We start from the raw sequence: 23,399 nt of genomic DNA on the forward strand, positions 1-23,399 counted from the left end.
CGAGTGCTCATATGCTGATCCGCAAGTCATGGCCGGGCTCTGAGTTGACGCTCAGTTGCTTGACGATTGCGTCCTGCAACTGGCTGCACAACTGTGGGTCGGACAGCGGATGATTGTTCGCGTCGGTGATGAAGAACACGTCTTCCACGCGTTCGCCCAGGGTCGCAATCTTGGCATTCTGCAATGACAGATCGAACTCCAGGAAGATCTTGCCGATGCGCGCCAGCAGGCCGGGGCGGTCAGGTGCCAGTAGTTCAAGTACCGTCACCGGGCGCTGGGCGTCATTGTGAATGGTGACTTGCGGTGCGAAAGCAAAATGCTTGAGCTGGCGAGGCACGCGGCGCTTGATGATCGTCGGGTAATCATCCGGGTTGCGCAGCGCTTCGGTCAGGCCGTTGCGGATTTCCTGAACGCGTTCCGGATTGTCGCCGATCGAACCACCTTCGTTGTCGAGGACGATATAGGTGTCGAGGGTGAATTTGCTGCTGGACGTGATAATGCGCGCGTCATGAATGTTCAGGTTCAACTGGTCCATCGCCGCCACGGTCACAGCGAAGAAATCATGCTGGTCCGGGGCGTAAATGAATATTTGCGTGCCGCCCTCGAATTCCCGTTGTGTGGTTTCCTTGATCAGCACCAGCGGGCCGCCGTCGGCTGGCTGCTGCAGGATGGCATCGCTGTGCCAGGCGACGTCGCCAGCGGTGTGGCGCAGGAAATAATCGTCTCCCAGCGCTGACCAGAGTTGCTCGACATCGTCAGGGTCGGTGCCGTTACGTACCAGGATGTCCAGCGCTGCGGTCTGGGTGCGACGGATCTGCTCCTCGCGATCAACCGGGTTTTCCAGGCCACGGCGCAAGGCGCGCTTGGTCTCGGTGTACAACTGGCGCAGCAGGCTGGCGCGCCACGAATTCCAGAGGGTCGGGTTGGTCGCGTTGATGTCGGCAACGGTCAGCACATACAGATAGTCCAGATGCACTTCGTCGCCAACGAACTGGGCGAAATCGTGGATGACCTGTGGATCTGAAAGGTCCTTGCGCTGTGCGGTGGTCGACATGACCAGATGGTTGCTCACCAGCCAGACAATAAGGCGGGTGTCCCAGTCGGGCAGATGATGGCGCGTACCGAACGCCTGTGCATCTATTGCGCCCAGCTCAGAGTGATCGCCGCCGCGGCCCTTGCCAATGTCGTGGTACAGCCCGGCCAGGTAGATCAGCTCCGGCTTTGGCAGGCGAGCCATGATTTTGCTGGCCAGCGGAAATTTTTCGGAGACTTCGGTGTATTGCAGCTTGCGCAGGTGCTTGATCAGATTCAGCGTGTGCGCATCGACGGTATAGATGTGGAACAGGTCGTGCTGCATCTGCCCGACGATATGGCCGAATTCCGGCAGATACAGCCCGAGAATGCCGTAGCGGTTCATTCGGCGCAGGTTGCGATGAATGCCTATCTCGCACTTGAACAGCTCGATGAACAGGCTGGTGTTACGAATATCGTTACGGAAATCATCGTTGATCAGGTGCCGATGTTCACGCAGCAAACGAATGGTGTCGGCGCGCACGCCCTTTATCTCGGGATGCTGGGCCATGAGCACGAAGATCTCGATCATGGCAAATGGGGTGCGCTTGAAGACGTTCGGGTTGGTGGCTTCTATATAGCCGTCGTGCAGCTGGAAGCGCGAATTGATCGGCTGTGCTGTGCCGCTGTCGTCGGAAAGAATCACTTCTTCGAAATGCTGGATGATCAGATCGCTGAGTTCGGCGATGCTCATGACCACGCGGTAATACTTCTGCATGAAACGCTCTATGGCCAGCTTTGCATCGTTGTCTTCATAGCCCAGCAAGCCTGCGATGCGGACCTGATAATCGAACAGAAGCCGGTCCTCGGAGCGTCCCGCCAGCATGTGCAGCGCGTAACGCACCTTCCACAAAAACTCCTGAGAGGAGGCGAGCAGGGCGTTTTCGCTGCCCAGCAGGAAGCCTTCGCCTGCCAGTGCGTGCAGATTCAGCGTGCCATACTGGCGTCGCGCAACCCACAGAATGGTCTGAATGTCGCGCAGGCCGCCGGGCGATCCCTTGACGTTGGGTTCCAGGTTGTATTCGGTATCGTTGTACTTGTGATGACGCTTTTTCTGTTCGGCGTGCTTGGCAAGGAAGAACTCCTTGCTAGGCCACATGTGCTCGGTGCTGGTGACTTCCAGCATGCGCTGGCGCAGATGCTCGGGGCCGGCGATGGTGCGGCTTTCCATCAGGTTGGTGATGACAGTCAGGTCGGCACGGCCTTCCTGCGCACATTCATTGACGGAGCGCACGCTTTGCCCGACCTCCAGGCCGATGTCCCAGAGCAGCGTCAGAAACCGCTCGATAGGTTCGCGAAAAACTTCGTGGTCATCACTGTCCAGCAGGATCAGCAGATCAATGTCAGAGTACGGGTGCAGCTCGCCGCGCCCGTAGCCGCCCACTGCAAGCAGGGCGATATCGGCGTCTTCGCTCCATTCGAACTGATCCCAGGCCTTCTGCAGGATGTTATCCACAAACCATGCCCGGTCTTCGATCAGTCGCCGAATGTCGCGCCCCGACTTGAAGCGATCATCGAGGACGTCTTTCGCCCTGCGGATAGCCTTCTTGAACGCAGCGATGGGGCTGGCTTTCAAGGCCAGTTCGGCCTGGAACTGGCCACGATCGAACAAGTCTGGATCTACTTGCGGCATGGAGCAGTATTCCTCACGTCGGGTCGGGTGTTCAGTCGTGCAGCCTCCGGTCAGGGGGCTTTTTGTGCAATAGTGTCGTCGCTGCGTAAAGTGAAGATTTCGTAACCGTCGGCGGTTACCAGCAGCGTGTGCTCCCATTGCGCCGAGAGCTTGCGGTCCTTGGTGATCGCCGTCCAGCCATCGCCAAGAATCTTGGTTTCAGGGCGTCCCTGGTTGATCATCGGCTCGATGGTGAAGGTCATGCCTTCCTGCAGCTCGATACCGGTTCCGGCCTCGCCGAAGTGCATGACCTGCGGCTCCTCATGAAACACCTTGCCGATGCCGTGACCACAGAACTCCCGAACAACGGAGAAGCCGTTCTTTTCAGCGTGTTTCTGAATAACCGCGCCGATGTCACCCAGGCGAGTGCCGGGTTTGACGATTTCGATGGCCTTGTACAGGCATTCCTGAGTCACTTTCGACAGGCGCTCGGCCCATACCGGAACGGTGCCGACATGGAACATTCTGCTGGTGTCTCCGTGGTACCCGTCCTTTATGACGGTAACGTCAATGTTGAGCGAGTCGCCGTTCTTCAGCTTCTTGTCGCTCGGGATGCCGTGGCAGACCACCTGATTGATCGAGGTGCAGATCGACTTGGGGAAGCCTTTGTAGTTCAGCGGGGCAGGGATCGCCTGTTGCTCGTTGACGATGTAATCGTGGCAGAGGCGGTCCAGCTCTTCGGTGGTCACACCGGGCTTTACGTGAGGCGCTATCATTTCCAGTACATCGGCGGCCAGGCGACCGGCGATGCGCATCTTTTCGATGTCTTCCGGGGTTTTGAGGGTGATGGTCATACAGAATCTCTCGGCGTGGCTGGCACGCGGTTGGTGCGCAAAGGCGCAATTCTATCAGACCGCCAGTGCCGGGTAATCATCGCTTCCTTCTATAGGCAACGGATGCCGCTTTAAAAGCACCGCAAAACAAGAACTTGATGGGAGTTCCGTTCTCTTCCCTTTTGTGATATAAAATGCGCCGCTTTCCAAGGTCCGCCCTTGAAGCACAAACCCACACACGTGTCGACACGATGACCTGGGTGCCCTTGGCAGATGCCATTGGTTGGTCATTGGGATACGTGGAGGCCTAACCCGACTTATCAAGGAACTATCATGTCCCAAGTCAATATGCGCGATATGCTGAAGGCCGGTGTGCACTTCGGTCACCAAACCCGTTACTGGAACCCGAAAATGGGTAAGTACATTTTCGGCGCGCGTAACAAGATTCACATCATCAACCTTGAAAAAACCCTGCCTATGTTCAACGAAGCTCTGACTTTCGTTGAGCGCCTGGCTTCGGGCAAAAACAAGATTCTGTTCGTCGGCACCAAGCGTTCCGCTGGCAAGATCGTTGCTGAAGAAGCAGCACGTTGCGGTTCGCCGTACGTCGACCATCGCTGGTTGGGTGGCATGCTGACCAACTTCAAGACCATCCGTCAGTCGATCAAACGTCTGCGCGAGCTGGAAGTACAGTCCGAAGACGGTACTTTCGCCAAGCTGACCAAGAAAGAAGCCCTGATGCGCACCCGTGATCTGGAAAAACTGGATCGCAGCCTGGGTGGTATCAAGGACATGGGCGGTCTGCCAGACGCACTGTTCGTTATCGACGTTGATCACGAGCGCATCGCGATCACTGAAGCCAACAAGCTGGGCATCCCGGTTATCGGCGTTGTCGATACCAACAGCAGCCCGGAAGGCGTTGACTACATCATCCCGGGCAACGATGACGCCATTCGCGCCATCCAGCTGTACATGGGTTCGATGGCTGACGCTGTTATCCGTGGCCGTAACAATGTTGCTGGCGGCACCGACGTATTCGTCGAAGAAGCTCCAGCTGCAGCTGCTGTAGAAGGCTGAGTACAAACGCCTGGCGTTTACTCAGTACGCGAAAAGGGGGCTTAGCCCCCTTTTTGCCACCTAGGAAATGATTTGTCGGTCTGTAGCCATGACCTTGCTGTCATGTGTTGCTGCCACCCTGATTTTTCAAGAATTGCACGCCCGGCGAACCGGGTGGAATGGTTGAAGACCTATCCAAGAGGATTTTGAAATGGCAGAGATTACTGCAGCGTTGGTCAAAGAACTGCGCGAGCGTACCGGCGAAGGCATGATGGATTGCAAAAAGGCCTTGACCAAGGCTGGCGGCGACATCGAAAAAGCAATCGACGATATGCGTGCTTCCGGCGCCATCAAGGCCGCCAAGAAAGCAGGTAACGTGGCTGCTGAAGGCGCTATCGCCATCAAGGACGACGGTAAAGCCGCTGTCATCATCGAAGTCAACTCGCAGACCGACTTCCTGGCCCTGCAAGACGACTTCAAGGCTTTCGTTGCTGCAAGCGTCGAAAAAGCCTTCGCTGAGAAGATGACTGATGCCGCTCCGTTGATCGAAGCTCAGGAAGCTGCGCGTCTGGTACTGGTCGGCAAGGTTGGCGAAAACGTCAACATCCGTCGCCTGAAGCGTATCGAAGGTGATGTTGTAGGTACTTACCTGCACGGCAACAAGATCGGCGTAGTTGTTACCCTCAAGGGTGGCGACGTCGAGCTGGCCAAAGATATCGCCATGCACGTAGCGGCAAGCAACCCCGAGTTCCTGTTCCCTTCGGAAGTGTCTGCCGAAGCGATCGAGCGCGAGAAGAATGTCTTCCTGCAACTGAACGAAGACAAGATCAAAGGCAAGCCGGCTGACATCGTTGAGAAAATGGTTGGCGGTCGTATCACCAAGTTCCTGGCAGAAGCCAGCCTGGTCGAGCAAGCCTTCGTCAAGAACCCGGAAGTCAAGGTCGGTGATCTGGCCAAGAAAGCCGGTGCTGAAATCGTTTCCTTCACCTACTTCAAAGTAGGCGACGGCATCGAGAAGCCAGTTGATAACTTCGCTGACGAAGTGGCTGCACAGCTGGCTGCTGCCAAGCAGTAAGACGGTTTTTCAACTGTCGCCCCAAAGAGGCTGCCCGCTCACGCGTGCGGCCTCTTTGTCGAAAGAGAAAAGGAAATTTTCCTTGGAGATTGTGCTCACAAGGCTGCATTCTCCCGACGCTCGCAGAGCGTCAAGCTAAAGTAAGCGCAGGCTTGAAATAGCCGGCACAGATTTTTTTCAGAAAACGCCGCAGGAGAGATTCGCAATGGCTCAGCAGGGCAGTGGTTATCAGGCTCGCTATAAACGCATTCTACTCAAGCTCAGCGGTGAGGCCCTCATGGGCTCGGAAGAGTTCGGCATTGACCCCAAGGTGCTGGACCGTATGGCGCTGGAAGTCGGCCAGCTGGTCGGTATCGGCGTTCAGGTCGGTCTGGTGATCGGCGGCGGCAACCTGTTTCGTGGCGCGGCCTTGAGTGCTGCGGGCATGGATCGGGTGACAGGCGATCACATGGGCATGCTGGCCACTGTGATGAACGCCCTGGCAATGCGCGATGCGCTGGAGCGCGCTAATATCACCGCCATCGTGATGTCGGCCATTTCCATGGTAGGCGTGACCGATCATTACGACCGCCGCAAGGCCATGCGCCATCTCAGCTCGAAGGAAGTGGTGATTTTTGCTGCCGGCACTGGTAATCCGTTCTTTACGACCGACTCGGCTGCCTGCCTGCGAGCGATCGAGATCGACGCCGATGTAGTGCTCAAGGCCACCAAGGTGGATGGTGTCTACACTGCAGATCCGTTCAAGGACCCGAATGCCGAGAAGTTCGATCATCTGACCTACGATGAAGTGCTGGATCGCAAGCTGGGTGTGATGGATCTGACCGCAATCTGCCTGTGTCGCGATCACAAGATGCCATTGCGCGTCTTCAACATGAACAAGCCGGGTGCTCTTCTGAATATCGTCCATGGTGGCGCTGAAGGGACCCTGATCGAGGAAGCACAATAATGATCAACGAAATCAAGAAAGACGCTCAGACCCGCATGCAGAAGAGTCTGGAATCGCTGACCCATGCGTTCACCCGTATCCGTACCGGCAAAGCGCATCCGAGCATCCTCGGTGGTGTCATGGTTCCTTACTACGGTGCCGATACCCCGCTCAGCCAGGTGGCCAACGTCACCGTCAAGGACTCGCGTACCCTTCAGGTCGTAGCGTTTGAGCGCAATATGCTTGCCGCTGTCGACAAGGCTATCCAGAGCTCCGGTCTGGGCTTCAACCCGACTAACCTGGGTGAGCTGTTGCTGATCTCCATGCCGGCCCTGACCGAGGAAACCCGCAAGGGCTTCACCAAGCAGGCACGCGATGCCGCTGAAGACGCTCGTGTTGCTGTACGCAACATTCGTCGTGACGCCCTGAGCCAGTTGAAAGATCTGGTCAAGGAGAAGGAAATCAGCGAAGACGAAGAGCGTCGTGCGGCTGACGACGTGCAAAAGCTGACCGACAAGTTCGTTGCGGAAATCGAAGTTGCGGTCAAGCAGAAAGAAGCTGATCTGATGGCTGTTTAAGGTTTCGGACGCTTTCATGGAAAAGATAAAACCGGCCGTGCCGTCTTCGGTACCGCGCCATGTCGCGATTATCATGGATGGTAATAATCGCTGGGCCAAGAAGCGCCTGCTGCCAGGCGTCGCTGGCCATAAGGCGGGCGTCGACGCTGTGCGTGCCGTTATCGAGGTGTGTGCCGAAGCCAAGGTCGAGGTGCTGACACTGTTCGCGTTCTCCAGTGAAAACTGGCAGCGCCCGGCCGAAGAGGTTGGTGCGCTGATGGAGCTTTTCTTCACGGCGCTACGCCGCGAAACCAAGCGCCTGAACGAGAACGACATCAGCCTGCGGATCATTGGCGATCGCTCGCGCTTTCATCCCGAGCTGCAGGCTGCAATGCGCGAGGCGGAAGTGCGCACATCCGGCAACAGCCGTTTCGTGCTGCAGATCGCTGCCAACTACGGTGGGCAGTGGGACATCGCACAGGCTGCCCAGCGGCTGGCGCGCGAGGTTCAGGCCGGGCACCTGCAGCCGGAGGATATTACTCCCGAGCTGCTGCAGACCTGTCTGGCAACGGGCGATCTGCCGTTGCCGGACTTGTGCATCCGCACCGGTGGCGAACACCGCATCAGTAATTTCCTGCTTTGGCAGCTGGCCTATGCCGAGCTGTACTTCTCCGACCTGTTCTGGCCGGACTTCAAACACGATGCCATGCGCGCCGCGCTGGCAGATTTCGCTTCTCGCCAACGTCGCTTCGGTAAAACCAGCGAACAGGTAGAGGCTGGGGCCCGGGCTTAATGCTGAAACAACGGATCATCACGGCACTCATTTTGTTGCCGATCGCCTTGTGCGGTTTTTTCCTGCTGACCGGCATGTACTTCGCCCTGTTCATCGGGGTGGTTGTCGTGCTGGGTTCCTGGGAATGGGCGCGGCTCGCAGGTTTTGCTGCGCAGTCGATGCGCATCGGTTATGCGGCTGTGGTCGCAATTCTGCTATTCCTCATGTATCTGCTGCCAGGGCTGGAGCCCTGGGTGCTCGTCGCAGCCGTCATCTGGTGGGGCGTGGCGACCTTTCTGGTCCTTACCTATCCGGACTCCAGCAACCACTGGGCAAGCGCGGCCTGCAAGCTGGTGATCGGTCTTTTGATTTTGCTGCCTGCCTGGCAGGGGTTGGTGCTGATCAAGCAGTGGCCGCTGGGTAACTGGCTGATTCTGTCGGTGATGGTGCTGGTATGGGCTGCCGACATTGGTGCCTATTTCTCCGGCAAGGCGTTCGGCAAGCGCAAGCTGGCCCCCAAGGTAAGTCCGGGCAAGAGTTGGGAAGGCGTATACGGCGGTCTGGCAGTCAGTCTGGGCATTACGGCCGCTGTGGGTGTTTCTCGCGACTGGACCGTTGCTCAGTTCATCGCCGGGCTGCTTGGCGCTGCTGTGATTGTGTTCATCTCCGTAATTGGCGACCTGACTGAAAGCATGTTCAAGCGCCAGTCAGGGGTCAAGGACAGCAGCAACCTGCTGCCTGGGCACGGCGGCGTGCTGGATCGTATCGACAGCCTTACTGCGGCCATTCCGGTATTTGCGGTTCTGCTCTGGGCCGCTGACTGGGGTGTCATGTGAGTGGGCCGCAACACATCACCATTCTGGGTGCCACAGGCTCTATCGGTCTGAGCACTCTGGATGTCGTCGCACGTCATCCTTCTCTTTATCAGGTATTCGCGCTTACGGGCTTCAGTCGTCTCGATGAGTTGCTGGCCCTGTGCGTCCGGCATACCCCGCAATACGCTGTGGTTCCCGATCAGGTCGCCGCCCGTAAATTGCAGGACGACCTCGCTGCGGCCGGGCTCGACACCCGGGTACTGGTAGGCGAGGGTGGTCTGTGTGAAGTAGCCGCGCACCCGCGCGTCGACGCAGTCATGGCCGCCATTGTCGGCGCTGCCGGTCTGCGCCCGACCCTGGCTGCGGTCGAGGCGGGCAAGAAGGTCTTGCTGGCCAACAAGGAAGCGCTGGTCATGTCCGGTGACCTGTTTATGCAGGCTGTTCGGCAGAGCGGCGCAGTGCTGCTGCCCATCGACAGTGAGCACAATGCGATTTTCCAGTGCCTGCCCGGCGATTTTGCTCGCGGGCTTGGTGCTGTGGGTGTCCGGCGGATCATGTTGACGGCCTCGGGCGGACCGTTCCGCGAAACCCCGCTCGAACAGTTGCAGAATGTGACGCCCGAACAGGCCTGCGCGCATCCTGTCTGGTCGATGGGTCGCAAGATTTCCGTTGATTCGGCGACCATGATGAACAAGGGCCTTGAGCTGATCGAAGCCTGCTGGCTGTTCGACGCACGTCCGGATCAGGTCGAGGTGGTCATCCATCCGCAGAGCGTGATCCACTCGCTGGTCGATTATGTTGATGGCTCTGTACTCGCTCAATTGGGCAATCCCGACATGCGTACGCCCATCGCCAATGCACTGGCCTGGCCTGCACGTGTAGACTCTGGTGTTGCGCCTCTGGATCTGTTCCGTATCGGCCAGCTTGATTTTCAGAAGCCCGACGAGGAGCGTTTCCCCTGCCTGCGGCTGGCGCGTCACGCGGCAGAGGCTGGAGGCAGTGCGCCTGCCATGCTTAACGCAGCCAATGAAGTGGCCGTCGCTGCATTCCTTGATGGGCGTATCCGTTACCTGGAAATCGCCGGTATTATCGAGGAGGTTCTGAATCATGAGCCTGTGACTGCGGTCGAAGGGCTCGACGCGGTGTTTGCCGCGGATGCAAAAGCGCGTTTGCTCGCGGGCCAATGGCTTGAAAGAAACGGGCGATAGCGATCTGATGACCCGTCAGGATTTGAATGAAAGGGTCGATGTGGTGCGTCAACGGCAGCTTTTGAAGTCTGCGATGATTAACACACTGGCCGACCAGTCGGTACCCGGAGAAGGCTGATGAGCGCTTTATACATGATTCTCGGCACCCTGATTGCGTTGGGCGTGCTGGTGACCTTCCACGAATTCGGCCACTTCTGGGTGGCCAGGCGTTGTGGCGTCAAGGTGCTGCGTTTTTCAGTGGGCTTCGGCACGCCTCTTCTGCGTTGGAGTGATCGTCAGGGCACCGAGTATGTGGTCGCTGCAATTCCGCTGGGTGGCTATGTCAAAATGCTCGACGAGCGCGAAGGCAATGTCCCGCCCGAGCTTGCCGACCAGTCGTTCAATCGCAAGACCGTCGGGCAGCGTATCGCAATCGTGATCGCAGGCCCGACAGCCAATTTCCTGCTGGCCATCGCGTTTTTCTGGGTGCTGGCGATGATGGGCAGCGAACAGGTTCGTCCGGTTATCGGCGCCGTCGAGTCCGGAAGCATCGCTCAACAGGCGGGTCTGACTGCCGGGCAGGAAATCGTCGCAGTCGATGGCGAGCCGACGTCGGGCTGGGCCGGGGTGAATCTGCAACTGGTCCGCCGCCTGGGTGAAAGCGGCACCATCGCTTTGAAGCTCAGGGATCAGGGTTCGACGGTCGACACGTCTCGTGAACTGGTACTCAATGACTGGCTCAGGGGGGCTGAAGAGCCTGATCCGATCAAGTCGCTGGGTATTCGTCCGTGGCGCCCGGCCTTGTTGCCCGTGCTGGCAGAGATCGACCCGAAAGGTCCGGCGCAGAGTGCCGGGCTTAAAACCGGAGATCGCCTGATTTCGATGGACGGTCAGCCGCTCAATGAGTGGCAGCAGGTTGTTGACCGGGTGCGCGAGCGCCCTGAGGCAAAAGTATCGCTGCGCATCGAGCGTGACGGTGTACAAATGGACGTCCCTGTAACCCTCGCCGCGAAAGGCGAAGGCAAGGCGGCCGCGGGTTATCTGGGGGCTGGCGTCAAAGCTGTCGATTGGCCACCGGAAATGCTGCGCGAGGTCAGCTACGGTCCTTTCGCCGCGATGGGCGAGGGGATAAAGCGCACGTGGAACATGAGTGTGCTGACCCTGGACTCACTGAAGAAAATGTTGTTCGGCGAGCTCTCGGTAAAAAACTTGAGTGGACCGATAACCATTGCTAAAGTGGCGGGCGCTTCGGCCCAGTCGGGCATCGGAGATTTTCTGAACTTCCTCGCTTATCTGAGTATTAGCCTGGGTGTTCTGAATTTGCTGCCCATTCCCGTCCTGGACGGGGGGCATTTGCTGTTTTATCTGATCGAGTGGGCGCGTGGTCGTCCCCTTTCGGAAAAGGTTCAAGGTTGGGGGGCGCAGATCGGTATCAGTCTGGTGGTGGGCGTAATGTTGCTCGCGCTGGTCAACGATCTGGGCCGACTGTAACGCTTTGCCGAGTTGCGAATCTGCCGCATTTTGCGGCAGTTTGTTTATTGCCAGTTGGAATAAGAAAGGACTTCATGAAACGTCTGCTGCTAACTGCGGTTCTTTCCGCACTGATGATCGCTGAAGTTCACGCCGAGTCCTTCACCATCTCCGATATTCGTGTCAACGGCCTCCAGCGGGTATCCGCCGGCAGTGTCTTTGGTGCGTTGCCGCTGAACGTAGGCGAGCAGGCGGACGATGGTCGTTTGGTCGATGCTACCCGTTCGCTGTTCAAAACCGGTTTCTTTCAAGATATCCAGCTGGGTCGCGATGGCAACGTACTCGTCATCAACGTCGTCGAGCGTCCTTCGGTTGCAAGTATCGAAATCGAAGGCAACAAGGCCATCTCCACCGAAGACCTGATGAAGGGGCTGAAACAGTCCGGTCTGGCCGAGGGTGAAATTTTCCAGCGTGCAACCCTTGAAGGTGTACGTAACGAGCTGCAACGCCAATACGTTGCCCAGGGCCGTTACTCTGCCGAGGTTGACGCCGAGGTCGTTCCACAGCCGCGCAACCGCGTGGGCCTGAAAATCAACATCAATGAAGGCACCGTCGCCTCCATTCAGCATATCAACGTGGTGGGCAACACGGTCTTCTCCGACGAAGACCTGACCGACCTGTTCGAGCTCAAGACCAGCAACTGGCTGTCGTTCTTCAAGAATGATGACAAGTACGCCCGTGAAAAGCTGTCGGGTGACCTTGAGCGTCTGCGTTCGTACTACCTCGATCGCGGCTATATCAACATGGATATCGCCTCGACCCAGGTCTCGATCACGCCGGACAAGAAGAACGTGTACATCACGGTCAACATCAACGAAGGCGAAAAATACAGCGTCAAGTCGGTCAAGCTCAGCGGTGACCTGAAGGTTCCTGAAGACCAGGTCAAGTCCCTGCTGCTGGTACAGCCGGGTCAGGTGTTCTCGCGTAAGGTCATGACCACCACGTCCGAGCTGATCACCCGTCGTCTGGGTAACGAAGGCTACACCTTCGCCAACGTCAACGGCGTGCCGACCCCGAACAACGAAGACCACACGGTTGACATCACCTTCGTGGTCGATCCCGGCAAGCGTGCCTACGTCAACCGCATCAACTACCGCGGCAACACCAAGTCGGAAGACGAAGTGCTGCGTCGCGAAATGCGTCAGATGGAAGGCGGCTGGGCTTCGACCTACCTGATTGACCAGTCGAAAACCCGTCTGGACCGTCTGGGCTTCTTCAAGGAAGTCAACGTCGAGACGCCACCTGTTCCAGGCACCGACGATCAGGTCGATGTGAACTACGCCGTTGAAGAGCAGGCGTCCGGTTCGATCACCGCCAGCGTCGGCTTCGCGCAAAGCGCCGGTCTGATCCTCGGTGGTTCGATCAGCCAGAACAACTTCCTCGGTACCGGTAACAAGGTCAGCATCGGCCTGACCCGCAGCGAATATCAGAGCCGTTACAACTTCAGCTACGTCGATCCGTACTACACGCCGGACGGTGTCAGCCTGGGTTACAACGCGTTCTACCGCACCACCAACTACGATGACCTTGACGTTGATGTTGCAAGCTACGCAGTGGATAGCCTGGGTGCCGGTATCAACCTCGGCTACCCGATCAGCGAGACCTCGCGCCTGACCTACGGCCTGACCGTGCAGCAGGATGAGATCAAGACCGGCAAGTACACCGTTGACGAGATCTTCGACTTTGTCGAAAAAGAAGGCGATAAGTACCTGAACTTCAAGGGCTCGATTGGCTGGTCTGAATCGACTCTGAACAAAGGCGTACTGGCGACCCGTGGTCACTCGCAAAGCCTGGTGTTTGAATCCACCTTGCCGGGCAGCGACCTGTCGTTCTTCAAGCTGGATTACCGTGCTCAGTACTTCCACCCGATCACCGATAACTACACCCTGCGTCTACACACCGAGCTGGGTTACGGTGACGGCTACGGTTCGACCTCGGGTCTGCCGTTCTACGAGAACTACTATGCCGGTGGTTTCAACTCGGTTCGTGGCTTCAAGGACAGCACGCTCGGTCCGCGTAGTACGCCGAGTAACGGTTCAAAACCCGGCACGTTGGCTGATCCGGACCAGGATCCACTGCCGTTCGGTGGTAATGCCCTGGTGCAGGGTGGCGTAGAAGTCATGTTCCCGTTGCCATTCGTCAAGGACCAGCGTTCCCTGCGCACCTCCGTGTTCTGGGATGTCGGCAACGTATTTGATACAAACTGCGATTCCAGCAGGAAGACAGCCAGTGGTAAAAACGTCGAATGCAACAACATCGACCTTTCCGGCATGGCCAGCTCTGTGGGTATCGGTGTCACCTGGATCACTGCGCTCGGTCCTTTGAGCTTCGCCTTGGCGATGCCGATCAAGAAGCCGGACGACGAAGCAGAAACACAGGTCTTCCAATTCTCCCTGGGTCAGACTTTCTAAGCGTCTGATCTTTGATAACGCAACGAATTTTGTAGGAGTTGTATTGTGCGTAAGTTGACTCAATTGGTACTGCTGGCAACCGTTCTGGTTGCAAGCCCTGCATTTGCCGACATGAAAATTGCTGTACTGAACTATCAGATGGCCTTGCTGGAATCTGACGCTGCCAAGAAATACGCTGTTGATGCCGAGAAAAAATTCGGTCCGCAACTGACCAAGCTGAAAAGCCTGGAAAGCAGCGCCAAGGGTATTCAGGACCGTCTGGTCAGCGGCGGCGACAAGATGGCTCAGCCTGAGCGCGAGCGTCTGGAGCTTGAATTCAAGCAAAAGGCTCGGGACTTCCAGTTCCAGTCCAAGGAACTGAACGAAGCCAAGGCAGTTGCTGACCGTGAAATGCTCAAGCAGTTGAAGCCAAAGCTGGATCAGGCTGTTGAAGAAGTCATCAAGAAAGGTGGTTTCGATCTGGTCTTCGAGCGCGGTGCAGTGATTGACGTCAAGCCTCAATACGACGTTACTCGCCAGGTCATCGAGCGCATGAACCAGCTGAAGTAACCATGAGCATAACCATCAAGCTCGGCCAATTGGCCGAGTTCCTTGGCGCTACGCTACGTGGCGACAAGGACAAGGACATCACCGGGCTGGCCGCTTTACAAGAGGCCGGCCCTGGTCAAATCAGTTTCCTGGCAAAATCTCAATACCGTAAATTTCTGGTTGATGCCCAGGCTGCTGCCGTGCTGCTCAAGCCCGCAGATGCCGACAGCTACACCGGAGATGCGCTATTGGTCCCGGATCCTTACCTGGCCTATGCGCGCATTTCGCACTTTTTCGACCCCAAGCCCAAAAGCGTGGCGGGCGTTCATCCGACGGCAGTGATTGCCGACGATGCTCAGGTTGATCCTGCCGCCAGTATTGGCGCTTTCGTAGTTATCGAGAGCGGTGCCCGTATTGCAGCCGGTGTCACCATTGGTGCGCACAGCTTCATCGGTGCTCGTTGCGAAATTGGTGAAGGTGGCTGGCTGGCACCGCGTGTAACGCTTTATCACGATGTGCGCATCGGCAAGCGTGTGGTCATTCAGTCGGGCGCGGTGCTGGGCGGTGAAGGTTTCGGCTTTGCCAATGAGAAGGGTGTCTGGCAGAAAATTGCACAAATCGGTGGCGTCACCTTGGGTGATGACGTCGAGATCGGCGTCAACACGGCGATCGATCGCGGTGCTTTGGCCGATACGCGAATTGGCAACGGCGTGAAACTGGATAACCAGATTCAGATTGCCCACAACGTACAGGTTGGCGATCACACAGCGATGGCTGCGTGTGTCGGCATCTCCGGAAGCACCATAATCGGCAAGCACTGCATGCTGGCCGGCGGTGTAGGGCTGGTGGGGCATATCGAAATCTGTGATGGTGTTTTCATCACCGGCATGACGATGGTGACGCATTCCATTACCGAGCCGGGTTCCTACTCGTCGGGTACGGCAATGCAGCCCGCTGCCGAGTGGCGCAAGAGCGCAGCCCGTCTGCGCAAGATCGATGACATGGCGCGGCGTCTGCAAAAGCTCGAAAAGGCTGTAGAGACAGTGACCTGCTCCGATAATCGCTCATCTGATGGCTGATACCTTTTTAATATCAAGCGTGCACAGTCGATAAACTGCCTCCTTGATGTAGAGGGGTGCTGCGCAGTCGCGACGCACCCCTAATCTTTACTACAGGCTTCCCCTCGAAATGATGGACATCAAAGAAATTCGCGAATATCTGCCTCATCGTTACCCGTTCCTGCTGGTGGACCGCGTGACCGAGCTGGATATCGAGAACAAGAACATTCGCGCCTACAAGAATGTCAGCGTCAACGAGCCTTTTTTCAACGGCCACTTCCCTGAGCATCCCATCATGCCGGGTGTGTTGATCATCGAGGCAATGGCACAGGCTGCGGGTATTCTTGCGTTCAAGATGCTCGACTCCAAGCCGTCAGACGGTACGCTCTATTATTTCGTGGGCTCGGACAAACTGCGTTTCCGTCAACCGGTTCTGCCGGGCGACCAGCTGGTTCTTGAAGCGAAGTTCCTGAGCAGCAAGCGTCAGATCTGGAAATTCGAATGCAAGGCTACAGTTGACGGCAAGGCGGTATGCTCTGCCGAAATCATCTGTGCGGAACGTAAACTATGAGTTTGATTGACCCTCGCGCAATCATCGATCCGACGGCCATTCTGGCCGACAACGTGGAGGTTGGCCCTTGGTCGATCATCGGAGCCGGTGTGGAAATTGGCGAGGGTACAGTCGTCGGTCCTCATGTTGTCCTCAAGGGACCAACCAGGATCGGCAAGCACAATCGCATCTACCAGTTCTCATCGGTGGGCGAAGACACGCCTGATCTGAAGTACAAGGGCGAGGAAACCCGTCTTGTCATCGGCGATCACAACGTGATCCGTGAAGGCGTGACCATCCACCGCGGGACTGTTCAGGACCGTGCTGAAACCACGCTCGGCGATCACAACCTGATCATGGCTTATGCGCACATCGGCCATGACAGTGTGATCGGCAACCACGTGATTCTGGTCAATAACACCGCACTGGCAGGCCACGTTCATGTCGATGACTGGGCCATCCTGTCCGGTTTTACCCTTGTGCATCAGTTCTGCCACATCGGTGCGCACAGCTTTTCCGGCATGGGTACGGCCATTGGCAAGGACGTTCCGGCGTTCGTGACGGTGTTTGGCAACCCTGCCGAGGCGCGCAGTATGAATTTCGAAGGCATGCGCCGTCGTGGTTTTTCCGAAGAAGCCATTCATGCGCTGCGCAGAGCCTACAAGACGGTCTATCGTCAGGGGCTGACCATCGCGCAGGCGGCGGCCGACCTTGCTGAGCCGGCGGCGCAGTTCCCTGAAGTGGCCGTATTCCTTCAGTCTATCCAGACGTCGACCCGCGGTATCATTCGCTAATCATGACCAAGCCATTATGTATCGCTCTGGTCGCTGGTGAAGCATCCGGCGATATCCTCGGGTCCGGCCTGATGCGTGCCCTCAAGGTGCGCCATCCCGATATCCGTTTTATCGGCGTGGGTGGCCCGCTGATGGAGGCTGAGGGCATGCAGTCCTACTTCCCGATGGAGCGCCTGTCGGTGATGGGGCTGGTCGAGGTGCTAGGCAGGCTGCGTGAGCTGCTGGCCCGGCGCAAGCTTCTGGTAGAGACCCTCATCAAGGAAAAGCCGGACGTCTTCATCGGCATCGATGCCCCCGACTTCACACTCAATATCGAACTTCAGCTACGCCGCGCGGGGATCAAGACCGTGCACTATGTCAGCCCGTCAGTCTGGGCCTGGCGTCAGAAGCGTGTGCTGAAGATTCGTGAAGGCTGTGACCTGATGCTGACATTGTTGCCATTCGAAGCCCGTTTCTATGAAGAGAAGGGCGTACCGGTACGCTTTGTCGGTCATCCGCTGGCAGACACCATCCCTTTGGAGTCAGATCGCGCCGCGACCCGCGCTGGGCTTGGTTTTGCTCAGGAAGCGCCCGTTGTTGCGCTGATGCCGGGCAGCCGGGGCGGCGAAGTAGGGCGTCTGGGCGGGTTGTTTTTCGATGCTGCCGAGCTTCTTCTCGCGCAGCGTCCTGGCCTGCGTTTTGTACTGCCTTGCGCCAGCCCTCAGCGGCGGGTTCAGATAGAGCAATTGTTACAAGGCCGCAATCTGCCAGTCACGCTGCTCGACGGTCAGTCACATGTGGCGCTGGCCGCATGCGATGCGGTACTGATCGCCTCCGGCACCGCGACCCTGGAAGCCCTGCTTTACAAGCGACCGATGGTGGTGGCCTACCGTCTGGCGCCGCTGACCTTCTGGATACTCAAGCGGATGGTCAAAAGCCCTTACGTGTCGCTGCCTAACCTGCTTGCCCAGCGCCTGCTGGTGCCAGAACTGCTGCAGGATGACGCCACCCCCGAAGCGTTGGCCCGGACGCTGCTGCCGCTGATCGACGACGGTCAGGCGCAAACCGCAGGCTTTGATGCCATTCACCGTATTTTGCGCCGAGATGCGTCCAATCAGGCCGCTGATGCGGTGTTGAGCCTGCTCGGCCAGTCGTCTTCACTGTGAGGTCGCCCATCATGCAAACAGGTCTGGATTTCACACTCGTCGAGGATCTGGTAGCAGGTGTTGATGAGGTAGGCCGCGGCCCGCTGTGCGGAGCGGTTGTGACGGCGGCAGTCATTCTCGACCCTGCCCGGCCTATTCTCGGGCTCAACGACTCAAAGAAGCTGACTGAAGCCCGGCGCGAAAAGCTCTACGTCGAAATTCAGGAGAAGGCCCTGTGCTGGTTCATTGCCCGGGCTGAAGTTGAAGAAATCGACGAATTGAATATTTTGCACGCCACGATGCTGGCCATGAAACGTGCCGTCGAGGGGTTGAGTATCACGCCGAAGCTGGCGCTCATCGACGGCAACCGTTGCCCGCAGTTGTCAGTGCCTTCTGCGCCGGTTGTAAAAGGCGACTCCAAGGTGCCTGCCATCGCGGCCGCATCGATTCTCGCCAAGGTTAGCCGGGATCGGGAAATGGCAGCGTTCGAACTCATCTATCCGGGTTATGGCATCGGTGGGCACAAGGGTTATCCTACCCCGGTGCACCTGGAGGCATTGGCCCGGTTGGGGCCTACGCCTATTCATCGACGCTCCTTTGCACCTGTGCGTGCAGCCCATGAAGCGCGAGCATCCATAATGATCGGCGGGTCGATCCCGCTGCCAGTCGGTTTATTGCAGGACTGACGTTTCATCCCGGGCCCGTTACAATCCTGCCCTTCGTTTTTTGTATTTTCGCGTTTTATAGGATCACCATGCCGGCTTCTTTCGTTCATCTACGCCTGCACACCGAATACTCGCTGGTTGACGGTCTGGTCCGGGTCAAACCGTTGATCAAGGCGCTGACCGGCATGAACATGCCTGCCGTGGCGGTGACCGACCAGAACAACATGTGTTCGCTGGTCAAGTTCTACAAGGCCGCGCAAGGCTCTGGTATCAAGCCGATCTGTGGTGTCGACTTGTGGCTGGCGGGCAGGGATGAAGACGCTGCGCTCAGTCGCATCAGCCTGTTGGCCATGAATGCCCAGGGCTACCGGAACCTGACCGAACTGATTTCCCGTGGTTTTATCGAAGGCCAGCGCAACGGCCAGATCGTCATCCAGCGCCAATGGGTCGCGCAGGCCAGTGAAGGCGTGATTGCGCTTTCCGCTGCAAAGGAAGGCGAGATCGGCATGGCGTTGCTCGGCGGCAACCCCGGCGAGGCGGACGAACTGCTGCGCGAATGGATGGCGGTATTTCCCGATCGTTTCTATATCGAAGTGCAGCGCACCAATCGCAACAATGACGAAGAGCACTTGCATGCCGCTGTTGCCTTGGCCGAACGTCACGGTGCGCCGCTGGTTGCGACCAACGATGTGCGTTTCATCAAGCAGACTGATTTCGAAGCCCACGAGACTCGCGTGTGTATTGGCGAAGGCCGGGCGCTGGACGATCCGCGTCGTTCGCATAACTACAGCGATCAGCAATACCTGAAAAGCCCGGAAGAAATGGCCGAGCTGTTCAGCGACCTGCCCGAGGCGCTGGAAAACACCGTCGAGATCGCCAAGCGCTGCAACATCGACGTCAAGCTGGGCACTCACTTTTTGCCCAACTTCCCGATTCCCGATGGCATGACCATCGATGAGTATTTCCGCAAGGTTTCGTTCGATGGCCTCGAAGAGCGTCTTGCCGTCCTGTTGCCCAAGGACACCACCGAAGATTACGAAGCCAAGCGTCAGGTGTATGTCGACCGGCTGAATTTCGAGCTGGATATCATCATCCAGATGGGCTTCCCTGGTTACTTCCTGATCGTGATGGACTTCATCCAGTGGGCCAAGAGCAATGGCGTACCGGTGGGGCCGGGTCGTGGTTCGGGTGCCGGATCGCTGGTTGCCTATGTACAGAAGATCACCGACCTCGACCCGCTGGAATACGATCTGCTGTTCGAACGCTTTCTGAACCCGGAACGGGTTTCCATGCCTGACTTCGACGTCGACTTCTGCATGGACGGCCGTGATCGGGTGATCGAATACGTGGCCGAGAAATACGGTCGCAATGCGGTTAGCCAGATCATCACCTTCGGTTCCATGGCGGCCAAGGCGGTGGTGCGTGACGTGGCGCGGGTGCAGGGCAAGTCTTACGGACTGGCGGATCGTCTGTCGAAGATGATCCCGTTCGAAGTCGGCATGACCCTCGAAAAAGCCTACGAGCAGGAAGAGATTCTTCGCGATTTCCTCAAGGTGGATGAGGAAGCTGCGGAAATCTGGGAGATGGCGCTCAAGCTCGAAGGCATTGTGCGTAACGTCGGTAAGCACGCCGGTGGTGTGGTGATTGCCCCGACCAAGCTGACCGACTTTTCGCCGATCTATTGCGACGAGGCCGGTGACGGCCTGGTAACCCAGTTCGACAAGGACGATGTCGAGGCGGCGGGGCTGGTGAAGTTCGACTTCCTCGGTCTGCGCACCCTGACCATCATCGACTGGGCGCTCAAGACTATCAATCGCGACCGCGCCAAGGTCAACGAAGAACCGCTGGACATCGCGTTCATCCCGCTCGACGACATGCCGACCTATCAGCTGCTGCAGCGCGCCGAAACCACGGCTGTGTTCCAGCTAGAGTCGCGCGGCATGAAAGAGCTGATCAAAAAGCTCAAGCCCGACTGTCTGGAAGACTTGATCGCACTGGTGGCGCTGTTCCGCCCCGGCCCGCTGCAATCGGGCATGGTTGACGACTTCATCAACCGTAAACACGGTCGCGCCGAGCTGTCCTACCCGCACGTCGATTATCAGTACGAAGGACTGAAGCCGGTACTGGCACCGACCTACGGCATTATCCTGTATCAGGAACAGGTGATGCAGATCGCGCAGGTCATGGCCGGTTACACCCTCGGCGGTGCAGACATGCTGCGTCGCGCAATGGGTAAGAAAAAGCCCGAGGAAATGGCCAAGCAGCGCGGCGGTTTCATTGAGGGTTGCAAGACCAACAACATCGATCCGGACCTGGCCGGTAACATTTTCGATCTGGTGGAGAAATTCGCCGGTTACGGCTTCAACAAATCCCACTCGGCTGCCTACGGACTTGTGTCATATCAGACCGCCTGGCTGAAGACTCACTACCCGGCACCGTTCATGGCTGCGGTATTGTCGGCGGATATGCACAACACCGACAAGGTCGTGACCTTGATCGAAGAAGTGCGCACGATGAAGCTGCGCCTCGACGCGCCGGACGTGAACACATCGGAGTTCAAATTCACGGTAAGCGATGATGGCCGCATTCTTTACGGGCTTGGTGCCATCAAAGGGGTGGGCGAGGGGCCGGTCGAGGCGATTACCGATGCGCGTCAGAACGGGCCGTTCAAGGACCTGTTCGATTTCTGCGCCCGCGTCGATCTCAAGCGGGTCAACAAGCGAACCCTGGACGGTCTGATTCGCAGCGGTGCGCTGGATCGTCTCGGGCCGTACTTCGAACTGGAACCCAAGGCCTATCAGGCCAACATTGATCGTAACCGCTCGGTGCTGCTTGCCGCGCTGGAAGAAGCGATTCAGGCGGCAGAGCAGACCGCGCGCAGCCACGACAGTGGTCACGCAGACCTGTTTGGCGGCCTGTTCGTTGAAGCGGATGCCGATGTTTACGCCAATCATCGCAAGACCCGCGAGCTGAGCCTCAAGGACCGTCTGCGCGGTGAAAAGGAAACCCTGGGCCTGTACCTGACCGGTCACCCGATCGATGAATATGAAGGCGAGATTCGCCGCTTCGCTCGTCAGCGCATCATCGACCTCAAGCCCGCCAGAGACACCCAGACGGTGGCCGGCCTGATCATTGCCTTGCGCGTAATGAAGAACAAGAAGGGCGACAAGATGGGGTTCATTACCCTGGACGATCGCTCTGCACGCATTGAAGCATCACTGTTTGCCGAAGCGTTTCATTCGGCTCAATCACTGCTGCAGACCGATGCTATGGTGGTGGTCGAAGGCGAAGTCAGTAATGATGACTTCTCCGGAGGGCTGCGATTGCGTGCCAAGCGGGTCATGAGTATCGAAGATGCGCGCACCAATCTGGCCGAGAGCCTGCGAGTGACGGTACGCGCCGAAGCACTCAAGGGCGACCGGCTGCGCTGGTTGGGTGATCTGTGCAAGCGCCATCGCGGTGCCTGCCCGATCACAGTGGACTACACGGGGCAGGACGCCCGTGCATTGCTGCAATTGGGAGAAGCATGGCGGATTGATCCCGCTGACAGCTTGATTCAAGCTCTGCGTGACCAGTTCGGACGTGAGAACGTCTTTCTCCAGTATCGTTGAACGCCGCAGGCTCGACTTGCGCTCAACCCTGAATTTTAATTTCGACCTGAACGCGCCGGTTCCGAACAGGAACGGCGCAGACGGATCAACCGGCCGGCCTCTTGGCCGTCGACCCAAGACGGATGCCTATGAACCCGAATTTTCTTGATTTCGAACAGCCTATCGCTGACTTGCAGGCCAAAATCGAAGAACTGCGCTTGGTGGGTAACGACAACTCGCTGAACATCGGCGACGAGATCTCCCGGCTGCAAGACAAGAGCAAGACGCTTACCGAAAGCATCTTCGGCAATCTGACCAGCTGGCAGATCGCGCGCATGGCACGCCATCCGCGTCGTCCCTACACGCTGGACTACATCGAAAACATCTTTACCGAGTTCGATGAGCTGCACGGTGATCGTCATTTCTCCGATGACGCAGCAATCGTCGGCGGTATTGCCCGTCTCGACGGCCAGCCGGTCATGGTTATCGGCCACCAGAAAGGTCGTGAAGTGCGCGAGAAGGTTCGTCGCAACTTCGGCATGCCGCGTCCCGAGGGCTATCGCAAGGCTTGCCGTCTGATGGAGATGGCCGAACGCTTCAAGATGCCGATTCTGACCTTCATCGACACACCGGGTGCCTACCCTGGTATCGACGCTGAAGAGCGCAACCAGAGCGAAGCGATTGCCTGGAACCTGCGCGTGATGGCCCGTCTCAAGACGCCGATCATCGCTACCGTTATCGGCGAAGGCGGTTCCGGTGGTGCGCTGGCCATTGGCGTCTGTGATCAGTTGAACATGCTGCAGTACTCGACTTACGCGGTGATTTCCCCGGAAGGCTGCGCGTCGATTCTGTGGAAAACCGCCGAGAAGGCACCGGATGCTGCTGAAGCGATGGGTATCACCGCTGATCGCCTGAAAGGTCTGGGCATCGTCGACAAGGTTATCGCCGAGCCACTGGGCGGTGCACATCGCGACCCGGTTGCTGCCGCTGCGCTGATTCGTGAAGAACTGAGCAGCCAGTTGGCAATGCTCAAGGCGTTCGATAACGATGAGCTGCTGGCCCGCCGTTATGACCGCTTGATGAGCTACGGTCTGTAAGCTGCGTCGCCTCGATTGTTCCCACGTCTTGCGGGCTTCTGCCCAAAGGACGTGGGAGCGAACCGCGCGACGCTTCGTTTGTTCGCGAAAGGGCTGGCTTGAGCACTGGACCGATCAGTGCGTGAATAAGCGAAGTCCGGTGAGAAACA

At 57.8% G+C, this 23,399-nt stretch carries 19 protein-coding genes; 17 read left to right on the plus strand and 2 right to left on the minus strand.

Annotation, left to right across the window (positions count from 1 at the left end; translation table 11 throughout):
- Positions 1–7 precede the first annotated feature (7 nt).
- Together KP808_RS06710 and map are read right to left on the minus strand one after the other, a co-directional pair.
- Complete coding sequence (locus KP808_RS06710; RefSeq protein WP_058399653.1) at positions 8–2,704, minus strand: [protein-PII] uridylyltransferase; 2,697 nt, start codon at positions 2,702–2,704, stop codon at positions 8–10.
- 50 nt (positions 2,705–2,754) lie between these two features.
- Positions 2,755–3,537 (minus strand): type I methionyl aminopeptidase, encoded by a 783-nt coding sequence (gene map / locus KP808_RS06715; RefSeq protein WP_002554731.1) that lies wholly within the window; start codon positions 3,535–3,537, stop codon positions 2,755–2,757.
- A 312-nt stretch (positions 3,538–3,849) separates the two neighbouring features.
- Here map and rpsB point away from each other — a divergent pair, with 312 nt between their 5' ends.
- The 17 genes from rpsB to accA all read left to right on the plus strand — a co-directional run bounded on the left by rpsB (position 3,850) and on the right by accA (position 23,250).
- Positions 3,850–4,593 carry a 30S ribosomal protein S2 gene (gene rpsB, locus KP808_RS06720; RefSeq protein ID WP_002554730.1) on the plus strand — a complete coding sequence of 248 codons (744 nt, stop codon included), beginning with the start codon at positions 3,850–3,852 and terminating at the stop codon, positions 4,591–4,593.
- 190 nt (positions 4,594–4,783) lie between these two features.
- A complete protein-coding gene (gene tsf / locus KP808_RS06725; protein ID WP_005743432.1) occupies positions 4,784–5,647 on the plus strand; it encodes a translation elongation factor Ts in 864 nt (287 codons plus the stop codon).
- A gap of 205 nt (positions 5,648–5,852) precedes the next feature.
- The gene (gene pyrH, locus KP808_RS06730; protein WP_003364856.1) at positions 5,853–6,593 is read left to right on the plus strand and encodes a UMP kinase; all 741 of its coding nucleotides are present in this window, start codon (positions 5,853–5,855) and stop codon (positions 6,591–6,593) included.
- Positions 6,593–7,150: a ribosome recycling factor gene (frr, locus tag KP808_RS06735; protein ID WP_004657953.1), complete on the plus strand. Its 558-nt coding sequence runs from the start codon at positions 6,593–6,595 to the stop codon at positions 7,148–7,150. The genes pyrH and frr overlap by 1 nt, the downstream gene beginning before the upstream one ends.
- Positions 7,151–7,166: 16 nt before the next feature.
- Positions 7,167–7,922, plus strand: coding sequence for a polyprenyl diphosphate synthase (uppS, locus tag KP808_RS06740; protein WP_002554726.1), 756 nt, complete (start codon positions 7,167–7,169; stop codon positions 7,920–7,922).
- Positions 7,922–8,737 (plus strand): phosphatidate cytidylyltransferase, encoded by an 816-nt coding sequence (locus KP808_RS06745; protein WP_058399654.1) that lies wholly within the window; start codon positions 7,922–7,924, stop codon positions 8,735–8,737. The genes uppS and KP808_RS06745 overlap by 1 nt, the downstream gene beginning before the upstream one ends.
- Positions 8,734–9,924, plus strand: coding sequence for a 1-deoxy-D-xylulose-5-phosphate reductoisomerase (ispC, locus tag KP808_RS06750; protein WP_057402177.1), 1,191 nt, complete (start codon positions 8,734–8,736; stop codon positions 9,922–9,924). The genes KP808_RS06745 and ispC overlap by 4 nt, the downstream gene beginning before the upstream one ends.
- A 117-nt stretch (positions 9,925–10,041) precedes the next feature.
- Positions 10,042–11,394: a sigma E protease regulator RseP gene (rseP, locus tag KP808_RS06755; RefSeq protein ID WP_011169295.1), complete on the plus strand. Its 1,353-nt coding sequence runs from the start codon at positions 10,042–10,044 to the stop codon at positions 11,392–11,394.
- A 74-nt stretch (positions 11,395–11,468) separates the two neighbouring features.
- The gene (gene bamA, locus KP808_RS06760) at positions 11,469–13,844 is read left to right on the plus strand and encodes an outer membrane protein assembly factor BamA (RefSeq protein ID WP_032616028.1); all 2,376 of its coding nucleotides are present in this window, start codon (positions 11,469–11,471) and stop codon (positions 13,842–13,844) included.
- A gap of 45 nt (positions 13,845–13,889) precedes the next feature.
- Positions 13,890–14,393, plus strand: a complete 504-nt coding sequence (locus tag KP808_RS06765) for an OmpH family outer membrane protein (protein WP_002554721.1) — start codon at positions 13,890–13,892, stop codon at positions 14,391–14,393.
- A 2-nt stretch (positions 14,394–14,395) separates the two neighbouring features.
- Positions 14,396–15,451: a UDP-3-O-(3-hydroxymyristoyl)glucosamine N-acyltransferase gene (lpxD, locus tag KP808_RS06770; RefSeq protein ID WP_058399656.1), complete on the plus strand. Its 1,056-nt coding sequence runs from the start codon at positions 14,396–14,398 to the stop codon at positions 15,449–15,451.
- Between the two features lie 109 nt (positions 15,452–15,560).
- Positions 15,561–16,001: a 3-hydroxyacyl-ACP dehydratase FabZ gene (fabZ, locus tag KP808_RS06775; protein ID WP_002554719.1), complete on the plus strand. Its 441-nt coding sequence runs from the start codon at positions 15,561–15,563 to the stop codon at positions 15,999–16,001.
- Positions 15,998–16,774: an acyl-ACP--UDP-N-acetylglucosamine O-acyltransferase gene (lpxA, locus tag KP808_RS06780; RefSeq protein WP_002554718.1), complete on the plus strand. Its 777-nt coding sequence runs from the start codon at positions 15,998–16,000 to the stop codon at positions 16,772–16,774. The genes fabZ and lpxA overlap by 4 nt, the downstream gene beginning before the upstream one ends.
- A 2-nt stretch (positions 16,775–16,776) precedes the next feature.
- Positions 16,777–17,919 carry a lipid-A-disaccharide synthase gene (gene lpxB, locus KP808_RS06785; protein ID WP_058399657.1) on the plus strand — a complete coding sequence of 381 codons (1,143 nt, stop codon included), beginning with the start codon at positions 16,777–16,779 and terminating at the stop codon, positions 17,917–17,919.
- Between the two features lie 11 nt (positions 17,920–17,930).
- Positions 17,931–18,584 (plus strand): ribonuclease HII, encoded by a 654-nt coding sequence (gene rnhB, locus KP808_RS06790; protein ID WP_058399658.1) that lies wholly within the window; start codon positions 17,931–17,933, stop codon positions 18,582–18,584.
- Between the two features lie 68 nt (positions 18,585–18,652).
- Positions 18,653–22,174: a DNA polymerase III subunit alpha gene (gene dnaE / locus KP808_RS06795; protein ID WP_002554715.1), complete on the plus strand. Its 3,522-nt coding sequence runs from the start codon at positions 18,653–18,655 to the stop codon at positions 22,172–22,174.
- A gap of 128 nt (positions 22,175–22,302) precedes the next feature.
- Complete coding sequence (accA, locus tag KP808_RS06800; RefSeq protein WP_058407350.1) at positions 22,303–23,250, plus strand: acetyl-CoA carboxylase carboxyl transferase subunit alpha; 948 nt, start codon at positions 22,303–22,305, stop codon at positions 23,248–23,250.
- Positions 23,251–23,399 lie beyond the last annotated feature (149 nt).

This window comes from Pseudomonas savastanoi (assembly GCF_020917325.1).
GTDB classification, from domain to species: Bacteria; Pseudomonadota; Gammaproteobacteria; order Pseudomonadales; family Pseudomonadaceae; genus Aquipseudomonas; species Aquipseudomonas amygdali.